This is a genomic window from Paenibacillus sp. EB106-06-01-XG199, assembly GCF_058791575.1.
The window spans coordinates 186580-205730 of the sequence record NZ_JBYTDQ010000006.1; the positions used below are offsets into that span (position 1 = coordinate 186580).

Genomic DNA, 19151 nt, shown 5'->3' on the forward strand with positions numbered 1-19151 from the left:
TCTTTCATGCGGCTTACGTTTTCTTATTTTAGACGACATGACCCCGTACTATGGATTCGGGTGTTTGGAACCGGATTATGTGCATTAACTACATTTATGATCCGGCCTTTTCTCATTTTTTATATTTCGGATAAGCTTGGTGGAACTGTGCTGATGCCTCTGCTGGTTGTAGGTCTTCAACCGCTGGCGGGAATTATGCTCAGCTTCTGGGGCGGGGGGCTGGCTGACCGTTACGGGCGCAAGCCGGTTATGCTTGTATCCTTGGTTATTCAGGCTTTGTCCATGCTTGGTTTTATATTTGCCGATACCCTGTGGATGCTGATTCTGATTTCTGTACTTGGGGGCATGGGGATGCCGATGTTTCTGCCGGCAGCCAATGCCCAGATTTCTGACATTGTTCCCGAGGAGAAACGTGCGGAAGCCTTTGCCCTTATTCATGGTGCAGTCAATGTTGGCGGTGCGCTGGGGCCCTTGCTGGGCTTGGCCGTGTATCTATTGAACCAGAGTGTTATCTTTGTGATTTGTTCGGCTTCTTTTGTTTTGTTCGCTTTGCTTATTTGGTGGAAGGTGCCGGAAACACGACCGGAAGAGATCCTGCAGCCTGATAAGCCTGCGGCCCATTCGACCAGACTTCCATACCGGGAACATAGATTGCTGTACCTGTTGACCTTGTTCGCGCTTCCTGTGGGATTATTGTACTCACAGGTGGAAACCACTCTTCCGCTGCATCTGAAAACTAACTTTTCTAATGCCTCCTCCATCTTTGCCGGACTTATGACAATTAACTCTATTGTTGTGATTCTGCTCATGGTCTGGCTGCCAAAGAAGACGGAAAACAGATCACCGCAGTCCATGATATTGATAAGTTATGTGCTGTTTGCCATCGTAAGTCTGGGTTATGGATTTGCTGCATCTTTCCTCGTATTAGTGGTCACGGAGCTGATTTTTACCGTAGGCGAAATTATAGGCATCATCCATTTGCAAAAATATGTTTCCATTGCTGCACCTGCAGGCATGAGAGGAAGATATAACTCTATCTTTGGCTTATATATGCAAATCCCCAAAATCCTCGGCCCCATTTGCTTCGGACTGATCTTTGAGTATTTTGGCGGGGGAATGATGTTTTCGCTTGTCGCTGGTCTGCTGGTTCTCTGTGGCGTGGCCATCTATCAACTAATCCGTAATGCACAGAATCAGAAAGTCGCTCTAATGCAAAAGGAGCTGCAGACGGATACAGCGGTTTAAGGAGAGTGGAATCAGAATGCAAATCTGTTCTGTGAACATCGGAAAAGCCGGATGGATTGAATGTGAAGGGAAACGCGTATTGTCTGCGATCACGAAGATACCAACAAAAGACCAGGTGTTCTTATCCGTTCTAGGTTTGCAAGGAGATGAACAGGCGAACAAAATCAGACATGGTGGACTAGACAAAGCGGTTTGCGCTTATCCTGAAGAATATTACGATGACTGGGAACAGGAGCTATGCATGGAGCTTCCCTTTGGTTCCTTCGGAGAAAATCTAACAGTACAGGGTATGAGGGAACCGGAAGTACATATCGGCGATATTTTTATGTGGGGGGAGGCGTTGCTTGAGATTACCCAGCCCCGCCCCCCATGTCATAAGCTGGCTAAAAAGTTTGGCAACCCTCAGCTGCCGCTTCTTTTTCAAAATCTGGGGAGAACCGGTTTTCTCATGCGTGTTCTGAAGGAAGGGTGGGTTAGCATGGATAGCCCTTTCTTTTGCTCCAAAACTCATCCCTCTCAAATTTCCATTGCAAGGGTCAATGATGTTATGTATAAGGATATACGGAATAAAGAGCTGCTCACGGCCATTTTACAGGTGGAGGCCTTGTCGCCAAGCGTTAGGACCACTTTCAAGCTAAGGCTGGCAGGGCATTATGAGGATTCTACGAACAGGCTGCAAGGGATGTAAATGGAGAAGCTGCTTCGATCGCACAAGAGACGGGAATTCCATTTCACCCCCCCTGAGTTTATGATTCAAAGTAAATATGCTTTGGGTTTCCTGTAAATTTTGCTCTATAGATGATATAGTGATCCGTATTGTAAGTAACGGTAAACAGCCGGGAAAGGGTGCAGCCGCATGAACAAAACGGATCGTTTGTTAGCTATAGTGCTTGAGCTGCAGCGTAATAAGGTGCTGCGGGCCGAGGATTTGGCCGCTACCTTTGAAACAAGCGTGAGAACCATTTATAGGGATATTCAGGCTTTGAGTGAAGCCGGTGTATCCGTGATAGGGGCGCCAGGACAGGGATACTCCTTAATGGAGGGGTATTTCCTGCCGCCAGTCAGCTTTACGGTAGAAGAAGCTGTGACGTTACTTATCGGGACGGATTTTATCGAGCAGTGGTTTGATGTCCACTATGGCCGTAAGTCCCGTACTTCCAGAGGAAAGATTGAAGCCATCCTCCCGGAACCGGTCCGCAGTGAGGCTGCCCGGATACGTAAGAGCATTCGGTTGCGTACGTCCGCTGAAGATGTATCACGAATACAAGAGAAGGCATACCTGGAAGCGATTCGTCAGGCGATCCTGGAGGAAAGAAAAATAAGCTTCCACTATTCCAAAAAAATTGCCGAAGCTGATGGAAACCGTCAAAGCGTTCGTACGGTTGCTCCTTATGGGCTTGTGCTCCTTCATGGGGCATGGGTACTCATCGCATGGTGTGAATTGCGTCAAGACATCCGTCATTTCCGGTTGTCCCGGATGACGGAGCTTATTGAACTGGAAGCTGGATTCAAGCTTCCAGCAGATTTTAATTTGGATGCATACCGGCCTCCAGATGACCGTAACATCCGTGTGCGCATCCGGGTCCAGCCTGACATTGCCGATAAGGTAAGGGAGTCAAACAACTTCTATATAGATACGATAGAGGATCAACCGGAAGGCTTGCTGGTAACCTTTCGTGTTAGGCAGGCGGAGGAATTGCTGCAATCCGTGCTCGGCTGGGGAGCCGGAGTGGTTGTACTGGAGCCGGAATCCTTCCGATATCGGGTAAGAGACGAACTGGAGAACATGTTGAAACGCTACTGACATAAGGGTGTCAGTAGCGTTTTTGTATACTTAGAACAAAAAGATGATTAAAGGAGCTAATACATGATGGTTACAACTAAGGAAGCCTTACAACGTTTTGAGGAAACTGTCGCACATTATATTCATGAACTGGAACCATTCAGTATGGAGCAGCTGAAGCAAAAGCCAAGCGACAACGAGTGGTCTATCGGACAGATGGTTCAACATCTCATTAACTCAGCGCTGTATATGCAGCTTCGCAATGTAGACCAATGCCTGGTGCCAAGCGAAGACTCCCTGGTATCTCAAGCGGGAAAAACCGAAGCAGGTGAGGCAATATTCGCTCAAGGAAGTTTCCCGCCCGTTCGTGTTCAGGTTCCGCCTTCCCCTCAATATACGCCGCAGCAGCCGGAAAGCAAAGAGCAGCTAATTCAAGGGCTGCACGCGGTCATCCAGAGAATGAAGGAGATTGAACCGACCCTTGGGGAAGCGTCCAAACAAAATACAGTGCCTCATCCGCGATTCGGTGGATTGTGCGCAGAGGAATGGTTTCTGCTAGTTGAAATGCACTACCGTCATCATCTTCTGCAGCTGGACCGCTTAAAACAAGGTTTGGTTCATGCTCATGAATGAACAAGCTAACGTTGCCTCTTCTGAATAGGTAGAAAGGTATGGAGTTGAAGCTCGCACAGCCTGTTTTATCATCATTCCGGCCATGGTAGGAACACACCATGGAGAGGGTGCTGATTATAGTGCTGCGGGCTTTTTTTGTCGTTAAAAGTCGAATTTCCAAATGCATTCTCTAGTAACCGCTTTCAGTTCATTGTAGAATGGATAAAAACAAAGGTATATCATTGACACGGTTACAAGGGAGCATGCCCATGAAGAGGTTCTGGTTCAGGAAAAAGTATATTCCGTTCACCTACAAGATGATGATTCCATATCTCATTCTTGTATTGCTGACAGATGTGCTGGTCGGCTATATCGCATATACGATGCTTATTCAATCCAGGACAGAGATGGCGGAAACGAATATCAGGACCGCTCTGAAGCAGACAAGGAACAACATCGAATACCAGACGGATGAAATCAAACGAATGAGTAATTCGCTGTTTCTCAATTCGAACTTTCAAAATGCTCTTCAGTTTAGGGGGGAGCCTTTAGATAACATGCTTAAGATGAGAGACGATATCGTTCCTTATATGAAGGCCCCTCTGCAATTGTACGGGAACAAGCTAAGACTTGCGCTCTATACCGTGAATGAGACGATGCTTGAAATAACCGGTGACGATATGTCGATGCCGATCGGTAGAAGCGATTATTATGTTCTTCCTTACCGGACGATCGAAAATGCGGAGTGGTTTCAGTCGATCGTCACGGATAGCAAAGACAGCGTGTGGCTTCAGGCAGACACCGATCGCGAGCTGGGCAACATTTCGTATGTCCGTAAGCTCGTTTCTTCAAATGGTCCGGCCGTTATCGGTTATATTCGTGTCACGGCGAGAATTGACGAGCTTTTTGGCAATTTCGATACCTTTCCGGTTGAACAGGGGCTTGACCTTCGTTTGATTGACAGGATGCAAGGATCGACTATATATGAACAGGGTATTGTAGATGAGCATGCGAAGCAAGATTCTTATTTGATTATTAGCGAAGATGTTCCGATACCGGGATATGCCATCGAGGCAAGGGTACCGCACACTTATTTGAACAAAGACGCGAGCAGAATGCAGAAGGTGATTGGCACCGTCTGTTCCATCAGCTTTTTGGTTATGGCTGTTATTGGCTTCCTGGTTGCCCGAATCTCCGGCAAAAAAATTAAACGGATCGTATATTTAGTCCAGTCGTTTCGGGAAGGGAATTTTTATAAAAGAATTGGCTTTTCAGGAAACGATGAATTTGTCTACATTGCCAATAGCTTTAATCAAATGGCCACGAGCATCCAGGAACTGATCCGCGACGTCTACGAGCAGGGCATCCAGAAAAAACAAGCTGAACTGGATGTGCTGCAAGCCCAAATCAGTCCGCATTTCTTGTACAACACACTGTCGACGATTGGCAGTCTGGCCAATTTGGGCGAAGTTGAGAAGGTAACGGGGATGGTACAAGGCCTTTCCAAATTTTACCGGCTCACCTTAAACGAAGGACATGTGTATATCTCTCTGGAAAAAGAGTTGGAGCAGGTAAGGACCTATCTTGAAATTCAGAGAGTAAAGTATGCGGATGCCTTCAAGGTTTATTATGATATCGATCCGGAAATTTTACGGATTCCCATTATTAAGCTGATTTTGCAGCCGTTTGTCGAGAATATATTCAAGCACGCCTGGTTCGGTGAGACGATTGCGATCCGTATTACCGGAAAGCGGCTTGGTGACCGGATTGAACTTAAGGTCATTGATAACGGGATCGGTATGCGGCCGGATACCCTTAGAACAATGCGGTCGAACCCGCTTCATTCTGACAGCTATGGTCTGAGAAACGTGGAAGAACGAATTAAACTGAGATACGGCAATGATTTCGGCATTCAGATTGGCAGCCATTTTGGGGCGGGAACGACAGTTCAAATTATTTTACCGGTCGATAATGCAGAAATCCGGGAAGTTATGGGGGAGTAGGAGGGTCATGGTGATGGAGATTAACGTTCTGCTGGTGGATGACGAAGTGGTCGATTTGGAATGGCTCAGACGGCGTGTGGCGGGCAATGAGCATTTGCCTTTGCATAACGTTAGAACGGCCGCGAGCGGGTTTGCCGCTCTCAAAGTGATGGAGCAGTATCCTGTTGACATCATTCTCTCCGATATCCGTATGCCCATTATGTCAGGAGTGGAATTTGCGCGGAAAGCGAAGGAGATCAACCCTGAGGTCCATATTGTTTTTATTAGCGGACATCAGGATTTCAGCTATGCCAAAGAAGCGATTCAATTGAGCGCATCCGGTTATTTGCTTAAGCCCGTCGATGACGATGAGCTAAACGATATGCTGAGCGGACTCTGCGCCAAAATTGAGAAAGCCCGGAAGCAGCATATCTCCTTGTCGGAGACGCTGACGCTTGTCAATCAGGAGCTGCTGCTGCGCTGGTTTAACGAGTCCACTCCGGGGCAGGTCGAGACGCATATTCAGAGTTTCCTTGAGCCCTATTTACAAGATGCGTCCGCGGTCGCCATCGTTGAGATCGACGACATGGCGTGGAAAATCCAGTCATGGACGGAAGAGAAACGAAGTATATGGAGCAGCAGCGCCAATCATTTCATCCGGAAGTTCGCTCACGATCAAAATTTAGGCATGGTCATCACCACCTATGACTATCACTTTGTGATATTGGCTGCGGTTCAGGAACAACATTTCACAGCTTTGATGGAAGAGCTGATTCGGGCGTTCTATCAGGAATTTTCCTTTTCCATTACCATCGGCCGGGGGATGTACACAACCGAACTCGACAAGCTGCATAAGTCCTACCGGCAGGCTCAGGCCGCTTTAAGCATCAAATGGATTGTCGGGAAGAACAGGCTCATCCAAGACGCCTCCGAGTGGCATCCAAAGGAAAAGATCGCTGCGGATGTAGAGGTTATTGTTGACCGGATGCTTAAGGCTATGCTCGACTACGACCTTACAACCATTGACGATTGCTTGCTGCAGCTGTTTGCCGGAGACAGCCCGATCTCCCAGAAAAACGACATTTACGACATCATTATTCGGATTACCTCCAAGCTTCATGCCGATCTGCGGCAAATGAATGAGCATTTGTACGAGATTTTGAATTGGGATTCCCATCATCCTTTTGTGCTGTTTCAGTTCGAAACGGTGCATGATATCCTTTCGTGGCTGAGAAGAAGGTTCTTTGAACTGTCGGAGCTGCTGTATTTGAAGCGGCAAAGACAAAAGCGGAAGCTAATTGATGAAATTACGGAATATGTGAAAGGAAGATTGGAGCAAAAAGTAACGCTGAACGAGGTTGCCGCTCATTTCGATTTTACGCCCAACTATCTGGGTCATCTGTTTAAAGTCGAAACCAACAGTCTATTCAGCGATTTCCTGGGCGAATTGCGAATGAAGCGGGTATGCGAGCTGCTCGAAGATCCGACGAAGAAAATATATGAAATTGCAGAACAGGCCGGATATAAAAATATTATTTATTTCAATAGGCAGTTCAAGCAGTACATGGGCATGTCCCCCGGCGAGTACCGGAAGAGAAACAAAATTTGAATCTATTCGTGAGGCTCTTGTTCCGGACGGGACAGGGCTTATTTTTTGTCGAATCGTTGAATTAGTATTAGGTTTAGTTGTTTCGCTGAATTATGCCGCTGCACCCGCCCTATTATAATCAGAGATATAGAGAAGAGAGGGGTGCAAAGATGAAAGGGCATACATTTTGGAGCGATTTGAAAAACTATAGGGTTCTCTTATTGATGCTGGCACCAGCGGTTGCATTTTTTCTTCTGTTTGCCTATGTCCCGATGGCAGGCATCATTATTGCCTTCAAGCATTATGACTACGCTGGCGGTATTTTTGGGAGTGCCTGGAACGGACTTGACAACTTCCGCTTTTTCTTTGAATCGGGAGATGCCTGGCGGGTCACGCGAAATACAGCATTGTACAACATTGCGTTTATTATTGTGAACAACTCGTTGCAAATATTTGCAGCAATCATGTTGTTTGAGGTCGGCGGCAAATGGTTCCGGAAAATTACACAATCGGCGCTGTTTCTTCCTTACTTTATCTCATGGGTCGTTGTCGGGGCGATTGCCTATAACCTGCTCAACTATGATATCGGCACTGTGAATGCGCTGCTTAGAGGCTTAGGACTGGAGCCTGTCGATATTTACAATACACCTTCCTACTGGCCGTATATCCTGGTTCTCGTTTCTGCCTGGAAAGGTCTTGGATACGGAACGGTGATGTACCTGGCCGCGATTACGGGCATAGATACCGAGATGTATGAAGCGGCTGAAATTGATGGTGCCAATATTTTTCAGCGGATCATGAAAGTGACGATTCCCAATCTTTATCCGACGATTATTATTCTGGTGCTGCTGGCGGTCGGGAATATCTTCCGGGGTGACTTCGGGATGTTCTATAACATGATCGGCAACAACGGTTTGTTGTTCTCTTCGACAGATGTTATCGACACTTTTGTTTTCAGATCGCTGATTACTTCTAATGACATCGGCATGTCGGCTGCGGCTGGCGTTTTCCAATCTGTTCTTGGATTCGTGACGATCATGACCGTGAACTTTGCTGTCCGTAAATACGACAAAGACCGCGCCCTGTTCTAAGCGCAGTAGGAGTTTAGTTTTTCAAAATGGAGGTAACGATATGAAGCAGCTCGATCGTAAAATATTCTCAGGTATTGGTTATGTATCCCTGATTTTTCTCGCGATATTATGTATTTTTCCCTTTGTGCTTGTCGTATCGTCATCCTTTACGGAAGAAAATAAAATCATTACGGAAGGCTATCAATTTATACCGACTGCATTTTCTACGGAAGCCTACAGCATTTTGTTTAAGTATCCCGAGCAAATGATTCAGGCCTACCTGGTGACGATAGGTGTTACGATAATAGGCACGCTGCTGGGCTTGTTTCTGACCTCGATGACCGCTTACGCGCTGTCCAGAAAAGATTTCAAGTGGCGCAACAAGTTTTCCTTCTTCTTCTTCTTTACGACTTTGTTTAGTGGCGGGCTGGTCCCGTGGTATCTGCTTATGGTCAACTACCTGGATATGAAGGATACTCTGGCGGCCTTAGTGATTCCAATGATGCTCAACGTCTTTTATATCATTGTCATGAAGTCTTTTATGGGCAGCATTCCGGAAGCAATTGTCGAATCGGCCAAAATTGACGGCGCAGGCGACTTCAAGATCTATGCCCGTCTAATCCTGCCGCTCTCTAAACCGGCGCTCGCTACAATCGGATTGTTCCTTGCACTTGCCTATTGGAACGACTGGTACAACGCGCTGCTATTTATATCCAATGAAAACCTGATGCCGCTCCAATATTATTTATATAAAATGCTTGGCAATATGGATGGCATGCGAAAAGCTATGATGGGTGCGGGAGCCGTCGTAACTACTTCGATTCCGACCGAAAGCTTGAAGATGGCGATGACGGTTGTAGCGACCGGGCCAATTCTGCTAGCTTATCCGTTCGTACAGAAGTACTTCGTCCAAGGCTTGACGATTGGCGCTGTGAAAGGGTGAACCCGGGGAAACCCGGTTAATCAATATATTTAAACATAAGGGGGAAGGTTTGAAATGCTGAAGAAAAATAGATTGATCATGTTGGCGCTCGTTTTAACCTTCGTAATGATTTTGAGTGCATGCGGCGGCGGAAAGAACAATACCAATGCACCTGCTCAGGCTACTAACAATGCATCAGAGTCAGCAGAGCCAGGCAGCGATACGACAGGCGGCTCAGACACCTCAGGCGCCATTGATACCTCCAAAGAAGTGAAGCTGAAAATGATTTTTGTGGGTCCCAAGCCTGTAGACTATGATATCGTTTTTGCTGAAATTAATAAAAAGCTGAAAGAAAAAATCAATGCCACGGTCGAAGGCGAGTTCCTGGACTGGTCTGACTGGGCGCAAAAATATCCACTGAAGCTGGCGGCGGATGAAGATTTTGACCTCATCTATTCAGCAAACTGGGCCGGCTACAATGATCAGGCGCTGAAAGGCGGATTCCTGGAATTGACCGATGAGCTGCTTACCAAATATATGCCGCAAACGATGGCTGCGATGTCTGATGTGGGCTGGGATCAGGCGAAAGTAAACGGAAAACTGTACATGGTTCCGCAGAACAGAGGGGAGTCCGTCGAAAAGCTGATTCTGTATCGTGAAGATTTGCGTAAGAAACACAATCTGCCAGAAATCAACAGCCCGGAAACCTATGCTACTTATTTGAAAGCAATAGCTCAAAAGGAGAAGGGCGTATCGCCTTTCACTCCGGAAACAGGGGACTGGAAATTTCATAATTTGGACCGTGTCTTGCTGAAGCAGCAAAATGAATGGAATATGTTTGATCTCGACCTTCCGTTTGCCTTTAAATTGACGGATGAAAAAGGGCAAATCTTTAACGTATATGAAACGCAGGAGTTCAAAGATCTGCTCGTGTATTACAAGGATCTTGCCGATAACAATGCATGGTCGAAGAACGTTCTGAACAGCAAAAACGATCATCAGGCGGATTTCAAAGCAGGCAAAACGGCATCGATTACGCACAACAACGGAACGCTTGGAGCACTCATGGCTTTAATGCGCCAAGAAAATTCTCCTTATGAAGTAGCGCTGGCCGACATCAACCAAGGCAAGAAAAAATCGGTAGCTATTTCTACACAAAACGGTACGTCGGTCCATGCAACTTCCGAGAATCCGGAACGTTCCCTGATGTTAATCGATCTGATGCAAAATGATAAAGAGCTGCATGATCTGATGATGTACGGCGTAAGCGGTGTACACTATGAAGCGGTGGGCGACGACAAATATAAAGCAACCGCTAAAAATGCGAACTTTACCGGCTTCTCGAACTGGAGCTTCAACTCACCGCTCAACCGTGACAATGAAGCCTTCCCGCAAGAAATTTCCGATCTGGTGAATGGCTGGGAAGCAAAAGAAGTCTACCATTATCCGCTTGAAACGTTTGTATTCGACAACAGCAAAGTGAAAACGCAAATCGCCAATATAGGCAATGTGATGCTCCGCTATGCGGTTCCGCTTGAGTACGGGGTAATTGATGACATCGACAAAGGCCTTGCAGAGCTGAACAAGCAACTGAAATCGGCTGGCATTGATAAAATCCAGGCTGAACTGCAAGCTCAAATTGATGCTTTCTTGGCAAACAAGTAAACAACTCTAATGAGCAAAACCTCCACCCAAAAGGGAGGCCGCTGAAAAAGTCCATTAAAATCTCAAAAAGACATTCTCCTCATTTTTCTGAAGAGAATGTCTTTTTTGATCGGTATAAAAAGGCAGGTGGTCCCAATCTCTCTGAGCAGCCTGATCATTAAAATAGCACTTTCACTTAATCCCTTCATTCGCAGCAGCTTTTTACTAGTATTATATTCCCATATGGTCATATAAATGGTATGCTATTGTAAAGTTGTGCAAACGATTTCCTAAATTGAGTAGGAGGTATTGAATGGTATTAATTGAAATTGAGTTTGCTATTGAATTTAATGATGAAGCTTTAGATATTATAATCTTTAAAAACCGTTGAAGATCTGTGTAACTCATTATTCTAATCAGATTGGAGATTATGAGTATGACTTTAATTTTACCTTTTATTCATCCAAACAAAGATAATTATTTACTTGATCAGGTGAATTGTCTAGAAAAAACGTTATTAATTGTTGCAGAGGGGAAAAGGAGTTACTTTTCAAACTATTATCTAATTCTTCAGAAGTGTTTTGAATTATACCATAGTTCGAATTTAAAAATTGATTTCAGCCAGTTTTGTAAGAACACTGAAAAAGTTATGAGTCTTTTAGGTCTAAAGGTACATTATTTCCCCCTGTGCAAAGATATACATACGATTATTAGGGAACAAATAAATCTCCAAAGACCAGTTCTTGTCTCCGGCAACTTGAAAGCGCTCTATTACAGTCATCATTATAATGTATCTGATTGGATGCATTTATTTTTAATTAAAGGGTACAATGCCACAACAGGGGTTTATTATATTATGGACAGTGCACAAAAGAAAAATGAAGGTTATAAGTATGATGAATTTGTTATCACTACGGAAATGTTAGAAAGTTTGGCGACATCCTCTCATGAAACATATAATACAGAATACTTTTTCTCAATTGAAAGCTTACATGTAGAACCACTAGAATCAGAATTACTTATTACCTGCATAAACGAGATTCTAAATGCACCGATATATAATGAGATTATAGCCATGGAACAGCACCAAGAGAACAATAGCGGATTAACTACTGAATACATTGGCACCAAGTTATTAGGAATGGTTAAATCAAAGGAAGTCCTTAACGCAGAATTAGTGATACAATTTAAGCGTTTTTCAATAAATAGTACCTTAATAGAGAAAATAGAGGAGACATCCGCGCAACTTATTAAAGAATGGAAAACAGTTATTTCGGTTTATTTAAAAAGCTTAATTACAGAAAACCGATCCTTTAGTGTACAAGTGAACTCAGAAAAAGCAATAATATTAGAGAATTCCTTAAAAACTTATTTAAAAGAAGTTTTAATTATGCTTTATTCATTACGGGAAATACAACAGAAAGAAATGCCTGAAATGAAATGGAACACAGAAAACAATGAAGAAGGTATTATACAGTCTGACGAAGATATGATTAAGTTTTGTATTCAAACTGATAAAGAATATGATTACAATAATTCTCCTAAATTTATGTATCATATAAAGCCTAATCAAAATTTTATATATAATGTACAGATTTCTATTGCACAAGAACCTAAAGTGTCTGCATATCAAGCGGGTATTATCTTTAGGACAAAACTTGGTGAGACATATATTTGGGGTATTTTTAACAATGAAAAAGTTGTTTTATCCAAATCTATTGATCCGATATTTAGTTATAATGTAGCTCGGAATGTTGAGATATTACAAGTGAGACTTGAGAATAATGGAGATTATGTATTTTCTGTTGCTGATCAAGATACATCCATTGTAGAAGTTTACAGAACAAATATGCTTTCTGATTTAAGTGCGATTGGAATTGGATTCAGGAATTGGTATTCTGTAAATTCGTTGCAACTAGACTTGAAATCACATATTGAACTAATAGAGTAACAGTGGTACCTCCTAAAAGACGACATTCATTCGCCAAGCTGCGAATGAATGTCGTCTTTTTCTGATGTTCTTGCTTTCCGCCAATCCGATATAACAACAAGGAGAAGCTACTCAGACCTATTGAACAGGGGCGAGAACTAAAGCCTTCAGGTTTAGTTCCTGGTCTTTATCCATACCCAGGAAGTTGGCAGCATAGTACAGACCGTTCTGCTCCCAGAAGTAATAAGTTTGAGTTTTTATCTTTGTTTTGTCCGAGCTGTTGTAAAAAGGTTCAGAGTATACGTGTGCGTTATCGGCATAAGCTGAAATTTCGATGCCGTTAATCTCCAGCTTCCGAATGAACGAGAGCTTGGACGTATTGAACAGTGGAGCTTTACTCTGATAAAGCGAAAGTACATCATTCATATCATAGATTTTGGAATCGTGAGGTGCCCGATAGTCATTCCACAGGGCATCCGAGGTCTGGCTGAACGAGAACCCTGTGTTCTGGTCTCCGGCTTTCAGCAATACCGAGTCGGCCAGCGTAAGCTGGGTGTCGGGCAAGCCGAACGGGAACTTCACGTTAAAGCCGAGAATATTCTTCGCTTCGAGCAAATCTTTTTCGTCGTATAGAGGAAAAGAATTTCCCTCCCCATCGTAGCGGACATGCTGAACCTGCTGCGGAGAAACAAAGGATTGCACGACTTTCGATAGCTCCTTTTGTGTGAACTGGCTATAGGAATTGACCGCATATACTATATCCTTGTCTTGCCAGATGTAGCTTATGCCCGTCCCCGGCTTACGCCCGTTGACTTGTGTTGCCGTGAATAGAGTGCCTTGGATATTGCCCATCGCAACCACATCCTGCCGGTAAGAAGGAGAGGTTGTGTCCTCTTGGGAATATGGAGCGCCCCACAATAAATTGTGCTCCAGCATATTGCCCTTGCCCTTGGAGGCGAGCATCTCGAACTGCTTCTCGTCTTCTTGTCCGAAATGGGATACATAAGTAATGGTTACTGTATCAATGAGGTCAGCTTTGTTCGGATTGGAGAATAGCTTACTCAATGTCACATTCTCAAGCTGGTAACCTTCGGGCAGATAGTCAGGTACTTTAAAGTCGAATTTGGAAAAAACGATCGCCCGGTCTAGACGGTTAAACCATTTGAACGAGTCCATCGGTCTGACGATCCTGAATGAAGAAACAGTTTGCTTCTGGGAGTCTGTTGCATGGGTATTCACATCCGGCTGGGTGCCATTTGTATCTTGCGCTCCATTGGTGAGCAAGACGATGCTCAAGGCAAGAACCAAGAGAATAGCAGCAGCGGATAGCTTGTACGAACCTTTTTTGAACTTGGCGATCATCGTCACTCTCCGTTTCGTTTCATTCTGGTGCTCAAAGAAATGCGAAAGATTGACCCGCGGGGCAGAGGTTCTGGAAAATAAGCGCGACAGCATAAGAAGTGTCATACCGTACGACGCAGCTTCCTTTTCACCCAGCACCTCGAGCGCGCCTGCGTCGCAGGCGACCTCACGATCGGCATTCATTTTTTTCATGGTCAGCCGAACCAGCGGATTGTACCAATGGAGCCAGACCGCTAACGTCCACAGGGAATTGAACCATAAGTCTTTGCGTTGATAGTGGGTCAGCTCATGCAGCAGAATATGTGTGAGCTGCCTTGTATCGGCAATTGCGACGATATCTTCGGGCAAATAATTTCTCGGCTTCATTAAGCCATAGAGACATGGGCTGCAAAGGCTGCTCGTTTCATAGACGGGAATGGTTTGGCGAATGCCTAATTTCTCTAGGCACGCCGCGAGAACGGAGAGCACCTCCGGGTTGTCTGACTTGCGGGAGGTTCCGGCCCTGCTTCTGAATTTGAGCGTGAAGAACAGGGAGTATGAACCGAAAAAAAGGAGTCCTCCAAGCCAAACAAGCGTGCTTACTGCTAACCCGCTCAGCCCATCGCAAACTTTCTCATAGATGTTCTCTTGAGGGGGCGGCTGTGCAATAGACGAGCTTTGTTCTCCCGAACGGATCGGGACAGTGTCTGGACGCAAGGTTTTTTCTCCACTATCCGTTACTGTCACCTTCGTACTGGAGTCGGATTCGGAGGAAAGCATCGGTAGGGTATTCTTTTGATTCAGACTCCATTCAACAGGCAACGCTTGCGGTATTAGATTGAATAGGCTGACAGGGCTTTGCGGAGCGAAGGGAACCAGCAGCTTAATCAAAACGATAAACCACAATGCATGCAGGATTCTAGGGCTAAGGCGCTTGAGGAACAGCTTCCGGGCCAAGAGCAACAATAGCAGGATGACCGTTGAAGCCAGGGACGCGGCCAGGAAGAGGAGGAACAGGGTGTCGATAGACTTCATGAGTTCTTCTTTTTCTCCAAAAGTTGTTGAAGCTCCTCAATTTCTTTCTCAGAGAGGTTCTCTTCTTCGAGAAATTTCGCGCATAACATACCGACGGCCCCTTTATAAACCCTGTCCAGGAAAGAACGATTTTCAGTTTTTAAGTATTCATCGTGTGAAACCAGCGGGTAGTAGAGATAGTTCCGGCCGGACTTCTCGAATGCAATCGCCTTTTTCTTATGCAGCCGGTTCAGAAAGGTTTTAATCGTCTGATCCGACCACTGCATCTGCTGCGTCAGCTTGGAAATAATCTCATTAGCGGACAAAGGCTCTTTTTGCCAGAGGAGCTTCATCACTTCGCTTTCGGCCTCGGTAATGCGTGGGGATTCCTGCATTGTCTTCACCTGTTTTCAATAATTTTTGTTTACGTCTGTAAACGATAGTTATAGTTTACAAGTGTAAACGTAACGAGTCAAGCCGAAAGCGAATCATCCGGTATTCCCATATCAAACATCTGCATATAAATGTCATACGGATTGTGTAAACTTTTGATTTTTTATTTGCTTCAAATTGTATATAATTATCTGATAACAGCCGATAACGTTTTTAATAGTATTCCTGAGTGGAGCCTTGCCTCTTACAGCCCCTAAGCAGTCGGTCTGGCTCTTTTTTGCAAATATAAAAGAGATAAGGAAGGTTTTTTATGAGCAGCGAACAGAAAAAAACAGACATTATCTTAATTGGTGCCGGAGTCATGAGTGCGACTTTGGGAGCTTTGCTGAAAGAGTTAGCACCGGAATGGGAAATTAAAGTGTTTGAGAAGCTTGCAGGCGCGGGAGAAGAAAGCTCTAACGAATGGAACAATGCAGGTACGGGCCATGCGGCACTGTGTGAGCTCAACTATACTTCCGAGAAGTACGACGGATCCATAGATATCAGTAAAGCTGTAAAAATCAATGAACAGTTCCAGCTTTCCAGACAGTTCTGGTCTTATCTGGTGGAACGCAACCTGATTCGTCATCCGCAGGACTTCATTATGCCGCTTCCGCACATGAGTTGGGTGCAAGGGGAAAAGGACGTCTCTTATTTGAACAGGCGATTTAAAGCGCTATCAAAAAATCCTCTGTTTCAGGGGATGGAGTATTCCGATGACCCTGCGAAGCTGAAGGAATGGATTCCGCTGATGATGGAAGGCCGTACATCGAATGAACCGGTAGCTGCAACCAAGATCGACTCGGGAACAGATGTCAACTTTGGCGCCTTGACGCGCCTGTTGTTTGATCATCTAAAAAGCCAAAACGTCGAAATCAACTATAAGCATGGGATCAAGGATATTAAACGGACCAGCGACGGTATGTGGAAAGTTAAAGTGCATAATCTGGATAACGGTAAAATTGAGTACCATACCGCCAAATTCGTCTTTATCGGGGCTGGAGGCGGCAGCTTATCCTTACTGCAAAAAACCGGCATTCCAGAGTCCAAACATATTGGCGGATTTCCGGTAAGCGGATTATTTATGGTCTGCCACAATCCGGAAGTCGTCGCACAGCATCATGCGAAAGTATACGGTAAAGCCAAGCTTGGGGCTCCGCCAATGTCTGTCCCGCATCTGGATACCCGTTATATCGGCAACAAAAAGGCACTGCTGTTCGGACCGTTTGCCGGTTTCTCGCCAAAGTTCCTGAAAACGGGTTCGAATTTGGATTTGATCGGTTCGGTAAAACCGAATAATCTCCTCACCATGCTGGCGGCTGGTGTAAAAGAAATGTCTTTGACCAAATATCTGATCCAGCAGCTAATGTTATCGAATGAACAACGTATGGATGAAATACGCGAGTTTATTCCCAACGCCAAAAGTGCAGACTGGAGTATGGTGGCAGCAGGCCAACGTGTGCAGGTGATCAAAGATACGGAGGGTGGTAAAGGAACGCTCCAATTTGGTACCGAAGTAGTGAGTGCCGCCGATGGGTCGGTAGCTGCGCTGTTGGGCGCTTCTCCAGGTGCTTCTACTGCCGTTCACGTGATGCTGGAAGTACTTGAGAAATGCTTCCCGCAGCATATCAGGCAATGGGAGCCGAAAATAAAAGAAATGATTCCTTCTTACGGCATTTCACTGGAGGACAACCCGGAATTGCTCCAGGAGATTCTGGCTTCCCTAACGCAGACACTTGGTCTAAGTGAAAAAGAACCGCAAACGACCCCATAAACCATCCTTGAGTTGAACCGTTTCGTACGGTTCAACTTTTTTGTAGCGCTCCGGCTATAAGTCCTTATCCTCGAATGGAAACAATCCGGTTGCGGCCTTGATCTTTAGCTTCGTATAAGGCTTCGTCCACCGATTTGAACAAATCACTTAAGTAGGCAGCCGCGTCCCTTGGCTGCCGGGCCGTGAAATCACTGATACTTAGAAGACCCATACTAATGGTGACCGACACAGGCTGGTCCACATTCTCGATACTCATCTTATTGAATTCTATGTTCGCTTTGAGCTGTTCGGCCAGGAGCAGTGCCTGTGACTCATCCGTATCCGGTAAATAAATAATGAATTCCTCTCCACCATAACGGGCTAAGATGTCATCCTGCCGAATCGTTTGCTGCAGGATATCCACCGTACCGCAAATCACCGCATCTCCGGCCAAATGACCGTAACGATCATTGACCGCTTTGAAGAAATCAATATCTATCAGGATAAGTGTGGACGGGGCCCGGTATTCCCGGTTCTTGGTCACTTCACTCTCCAGCTGTTGGGTTAAATAGTGACGATTATAGCATCCTGTCAAGCTGTCGGTGATCGCCATCTTCGTAAGCTTGCGGTTGGTCTGAAACAACTCCTCCTGGACCTTGATTAAAGATTCGTTTCTTTCCTGGAGGATGCTGTTCTGATGATTAGTCTCCTCAATGAGCCGGCGAAGTTCGCTCATATCCTGGAACGTGATGATCCGCCCCACCCTGACAGCATTAACCATAATGGGCGCGGCATGAATGTGGATGTATAGCTGGATGTCAGGCTTCCAGAACTCAATCTCAGCCACCTCATCGGGACATTCCCGGTAACGAAGCAGGAAGTTTGCGTTCTCTACGGTGCTGCCGGGCAATATGCCGGATATGTCGAACAGGTCACCGGCTTCCATTAGCAGGAGGGGGTGCAGGGCCTGATTGATTTCCACCACCTTTTCATGATCATCAAGCACTAGAATCCCATACTCCAACGTATCTATAATATCCTGGTGGGCGATGGTCACAATATCAAACACTTTATCCTGATGAATTGTAATCACAAAGAAAATAGCTGAGATCACAATACCCAAAGAGGTGAACCCCGGGATGACGGGCAAATAATCATCTAGTACAACATTCAGGAAGATATCGAGCATAAGAAATACGGTCACCGCCAGTATCCCTTTCAGCATGTACATGACCTGGTTTTTAATCCGGGGCGCCTGACCGGAGACCAGGGCTACATAAATGATATATAAGGATACGATGGCATGGATAACGAGAATCGAAATATTGATCCAAAAAATAGGACCATAGATTCTTTCGACATATCCGCCGTTTACAGGGAGAACAAACCAGCCATTCGGATTCAGCACCACACCGAGCGATGAGATGATAGCCGGGATGAACAGGAGCATTAATATTTTCCGCTTGAGAAATTGCGATTGGCCTGAGAGAAGAATGGTGAAGAAGATCCAGCCGGCAGTCAGCAGAGAAGCATCCACAAAGGCAAGCTTCACATAAAACAATTGGTGAATGGGGTCCCGGGCGGATCTGATGGCGAACTGGCAGTAAGGCCATATCATCATGGAAAAATGAAATGCCAAATATACTTTATGCAGATTTGTAATTGTGACTGAAGTAAATATGTATACGAACAAAAGAAATAAAATGAAGCAAAGTATCAAATCAATCCACGACTCCAAAGCCAATTGGTGCACCCTCTTGCTATTATTAGTAATTTGAATCAATGTGGGTCTAGAGTCTTATATATTGATTTTAATATATAATCAGCATGGAAAG

The 19151-nt window shown here is 45.2% G+C and carries 14 protein-coding genes; 11 read left to right on the forward strand and 3 right to left on the reverse strand.

What is annotated here, in order from left to right; translation table 11 throughout:
• Nucleotides 1-6: 6 nt before the first annotated feature.
• The 10 genes from AC3WT9_RS22060 (at nt 7) to AC3WT9_RS22105 (ending at nt 12797) form a co-directional block, all read left to right on the forward strand.
• Nucleotides 7-1245: an MDR family MFS transporter gene (locus AC3WT9_RS22060; RefSeq protein WP_341380207.1), complete on the forward strand. Its 1239-nt coding sequence runs from the start codon at nt 7-9 to the stop codon at nt 1243-1245.
• A gap of 16 nt (nt 1246-1261) precedes the next feature.
• Nucleotides 1262-1933, forward strand: a complete 672-nt coding sequence (locus tag AC3WT9_RS22065; RefSeq protein WP_341380206.1) for an MOSC domain-containing protein — start codon at nt 1262-1264, stop codon at nt 1931-1933.
• A gap of 168 nt (nt 1934-2101) precedes the next feature.
• A complete protein-coding gene (locus tag AC3WT9_RS22070) occupies nt 2102-3049 on the forward strand; it encodes a helix-turn-helix transcriptional regulator (RefSeq protein WP_341380204.1) in 948 nt (315 codons plus the stop codon).
• A gap of 66 nt (nt 3050-3115) precedes the next feature.
• Nucleotides 3116-3661 (forward strand): DinB family protein, encoded by a 546-nt coding sequence (locus tag AC3WT9_RS22075; protein ID WP_341097823.1) that lies wholly within the window; start codon nt 3116-3118, stop codon nt 3659-3661.
• 248 nt (nt 3662-3909) lie between these two features.
• Complete coding sequence (locus AC3WT9_RS22080; protein ID WP_492407950.1) at nt 3910-5643, forward strand: histidine kinase; 1734 nt, start codon at nt 3910-3912, stop codon at nt 5641-5643.
• A 13-nt stretch (nt 5644-5656) separates the two neighbouring features.
• Nucleotides 5657-7231, forward strand: coding sequence for a response regulator (locus AC3WT9_RS22085; RefSeq protein WP_341097301.1), 1575 nt, complete (start codon nt 5657-5659; stop codon nt 7229-7231).
• Between the two features lie 149 nt (nt 7232-7380).
• Complete coding sequence (locus AC3WT9_RS22090; RefSeq protein ID WP_341097300.1) at nt 7381-8301, forward strand: ABC transporter permease; 921 nt, start codon at nt 7381-7383, stop codon at nt 8299-8301.
• A gap of 40 nt (nt 8302-8341) precedes the next feature.
• Nucleotides 8342-9223, forward strand: coding sequence for a carbohydrate ABC transporter permease (locus AC3WT9_RS22095; protein ID WP_341097299.1), 882 nt, complete (start codon nt 8342-8344; stop codon nt 9221-9223).
• Between the two features lie 54 nt (nt 9224-9277).
• The gene (locus AC3WT9_RS22100) at nt 9278-10867 is read left to right on the forward strand and encodes an ABC transporter substrate-binding protein (RefSeq protein ID WP_341380199.1); all 1590 of its coding nucleotides are present in this window, start codon (nt 9278-9280) and stop codon (nt 10865-10867) included.
• A 415-nt stretch (nt 10868-11282) separates the two neighbouring features.
• Nucleotides 11283-12797: a hypothetical protein gene (locus AC3WT9_RS22105; RefSeq protein ID WP_341380197.1), complete on the forward strand. Its 1515-nt coding sequence runs from the start codon at nt 11283-11285 to the stop codon at nt 12795-12797.
• 117 nt (nt 12798-12914) lie between these two features.
• On the opposite strand, the gene AC3WT9_RS22110 is transcribed toward AC3WT9_RS22105, so the two are convergent.
• Both AC3WT9_RS22110 and AC3WT9_RS22115 read right to left on the reverse strand, forming a co-directional pair.
• The gene (locus tag AC3WT9_RS22110; RefSeq protein ID WP_341380195.1) at nt 12915-15152 is read right to left on the reverse strand and encodes a M56 family metallopeptidase; all 2238 of its coding nucleotides are present in this window, start codon (nt 15150-15152) and stop codon (nt 12915-12917) included.
• The gene (locus AC3WT9_RS22115) at nt 15149-15526 is read right to left on the reverse strand and encodes a BlaI/MecI/CopY family transcriptional regulator (RefSeq protein WP_038598023.1); all 378 of its coding nucleotides are present in this window, start codon (nt 15524-15526) and stop codon (nt 15149-15151) included. Before AC3WT9_RS22115 ends, AC3WT9_RS22110 begins: the two co-directional genes overlap by 4 nt.
• A 308-nt stretch (nt 15527-15834) precedes the next feature.
• Here AC3WT9_RS22115 and AC3WT9_RS22120 point away from each other — a divergent pair, with 308 nt between their 5' ends.
• Nucleotides 15835-17337, forward strand: a complete 1503-nt coding sequence (locus AC3WT9_RS22120) for a malate:quinone oxidoreductase (RefSeq protein ID WP_341097292.1) — start codon at nt 15835-15837, stop codon at nt 17335-17337.
• Nucleotides 17338-17401: 64 nt separating this feature from the next.
• Here AC3WT9_RS22120 and AC3WT9_RS22125 read toward each other — a convergent pair whose 3' ends face one another.
• The gene (locus AC3WT9_RS22125) at nt 17402-19069 is read right to left on the reverse strand and encodes a histidine kinase N-terminal 7TM domain-containing diguanylate cyclase (protein ID WP_341097290.1); all 1668 of its coding nucleotides are present in this window, start codon (nt 19067-19069) and stop codon (nt 17402-17404) included.
• Nucleotides 19070-19151 lie beyond the last annotated feature (82 nt).

Excerpts from the sequence above, each read along its gene's own strand:
- AC3WT9_RS22060 (WP_341380207.1), top strand. The coding sequence starts at position 7 with ATGCGGCTTACGTTTTCTTATTTTAGACGACATGACCCCGTACTATGG.
- AC3WT9_RS22065 (WP_341380206.1), top strand. The coding sequence starts at position 1,262 with ATGCAAATCTGTTCTGTGAACATCGGAAAAGCCGGATGGATTGAATGT.
- AC3WT9_RS22070 (WP_341380204.1), top strand. The coding sequence starts at position 2,102 with ATGAACAAAACGGATCGTTTGTTAGCTATAGTGCTTGAGCTGCAGCGT.
- AC3WT9_RS22075 (WP_341097823.1), top strand. The coding sequence starts at position 3,116 with ATGGTTACAACTAAGGAAGCCTTACAACGTTTTGAGGAAACTGTCGCA.
- AC3WT9_RS22080 (WP_492407950.1), top strand. The coding sequence starts at position 3,910 with ATGAAGAGGTTCTGGTTCAGGAAAAAGTATATTCCGTTCACCTACAAG.
- AC3WT9_RS22085 (WP_341097301.1), top strand. The coding sequence starts at position 5,657 with ATGGAGATTAACGTTCTGCTGGTGGATGACGAAGTGGTCGATTTGGAA.
- AC3WT9_RS22090 (WP_341097300.1), top strand. The coding sequence starts at position 7,381 with ATGAAAGGGCATACATTTTGGAGCGATTTGAAAAACTATAGGGTTCTC.
- AC3WT9_RS22095 (WP_341097299.1), top strand. The coding sequence starts at position 8,342 with ATGAAGCAGCTCGATCGTAAAATATTCTCAGGTATTGGTTATGTATCC.
- AC3WT9_RS22100 (WP_341380199.1), top strand. The coding sequence starts at position 9,278 with ATGCTGAAGAAAAATAGATTGATCATGTTGGCGCTCGTTTTAACCTTC.
- AC3WT9_RS22105 (WP_341380197.1), top strand. The coding sequence starts at position 11,283 with ATGACTTTAATTTTACCTTTTATTCATCCAAACAAAGATAATTATTTA.
- AC3WT9_RS22110 (WP_341380195.1), bottom strand. The coding sequence starts at position 15,152 with ATGAAGTCTATCGACACCCTGTTCCTCCTCTTCCTGGCCGCGTCCCTG.
- AC3WT9_RS22115 (WP_038598023.1), bottom strand. The coding sequence starts at position 15,526 with ATGCAGGAATCCCCACGCATTACCGAGGCCGAAAGCGAAGTGATGAAG.
- AC3WT9_RS22120 (WP_341097292.1), top strand. The coding sequence starts at position 15,835 with ATGAGCAGCGAACAGAAAAAAACAGACATTATCTTAATTGGTGCCGGA.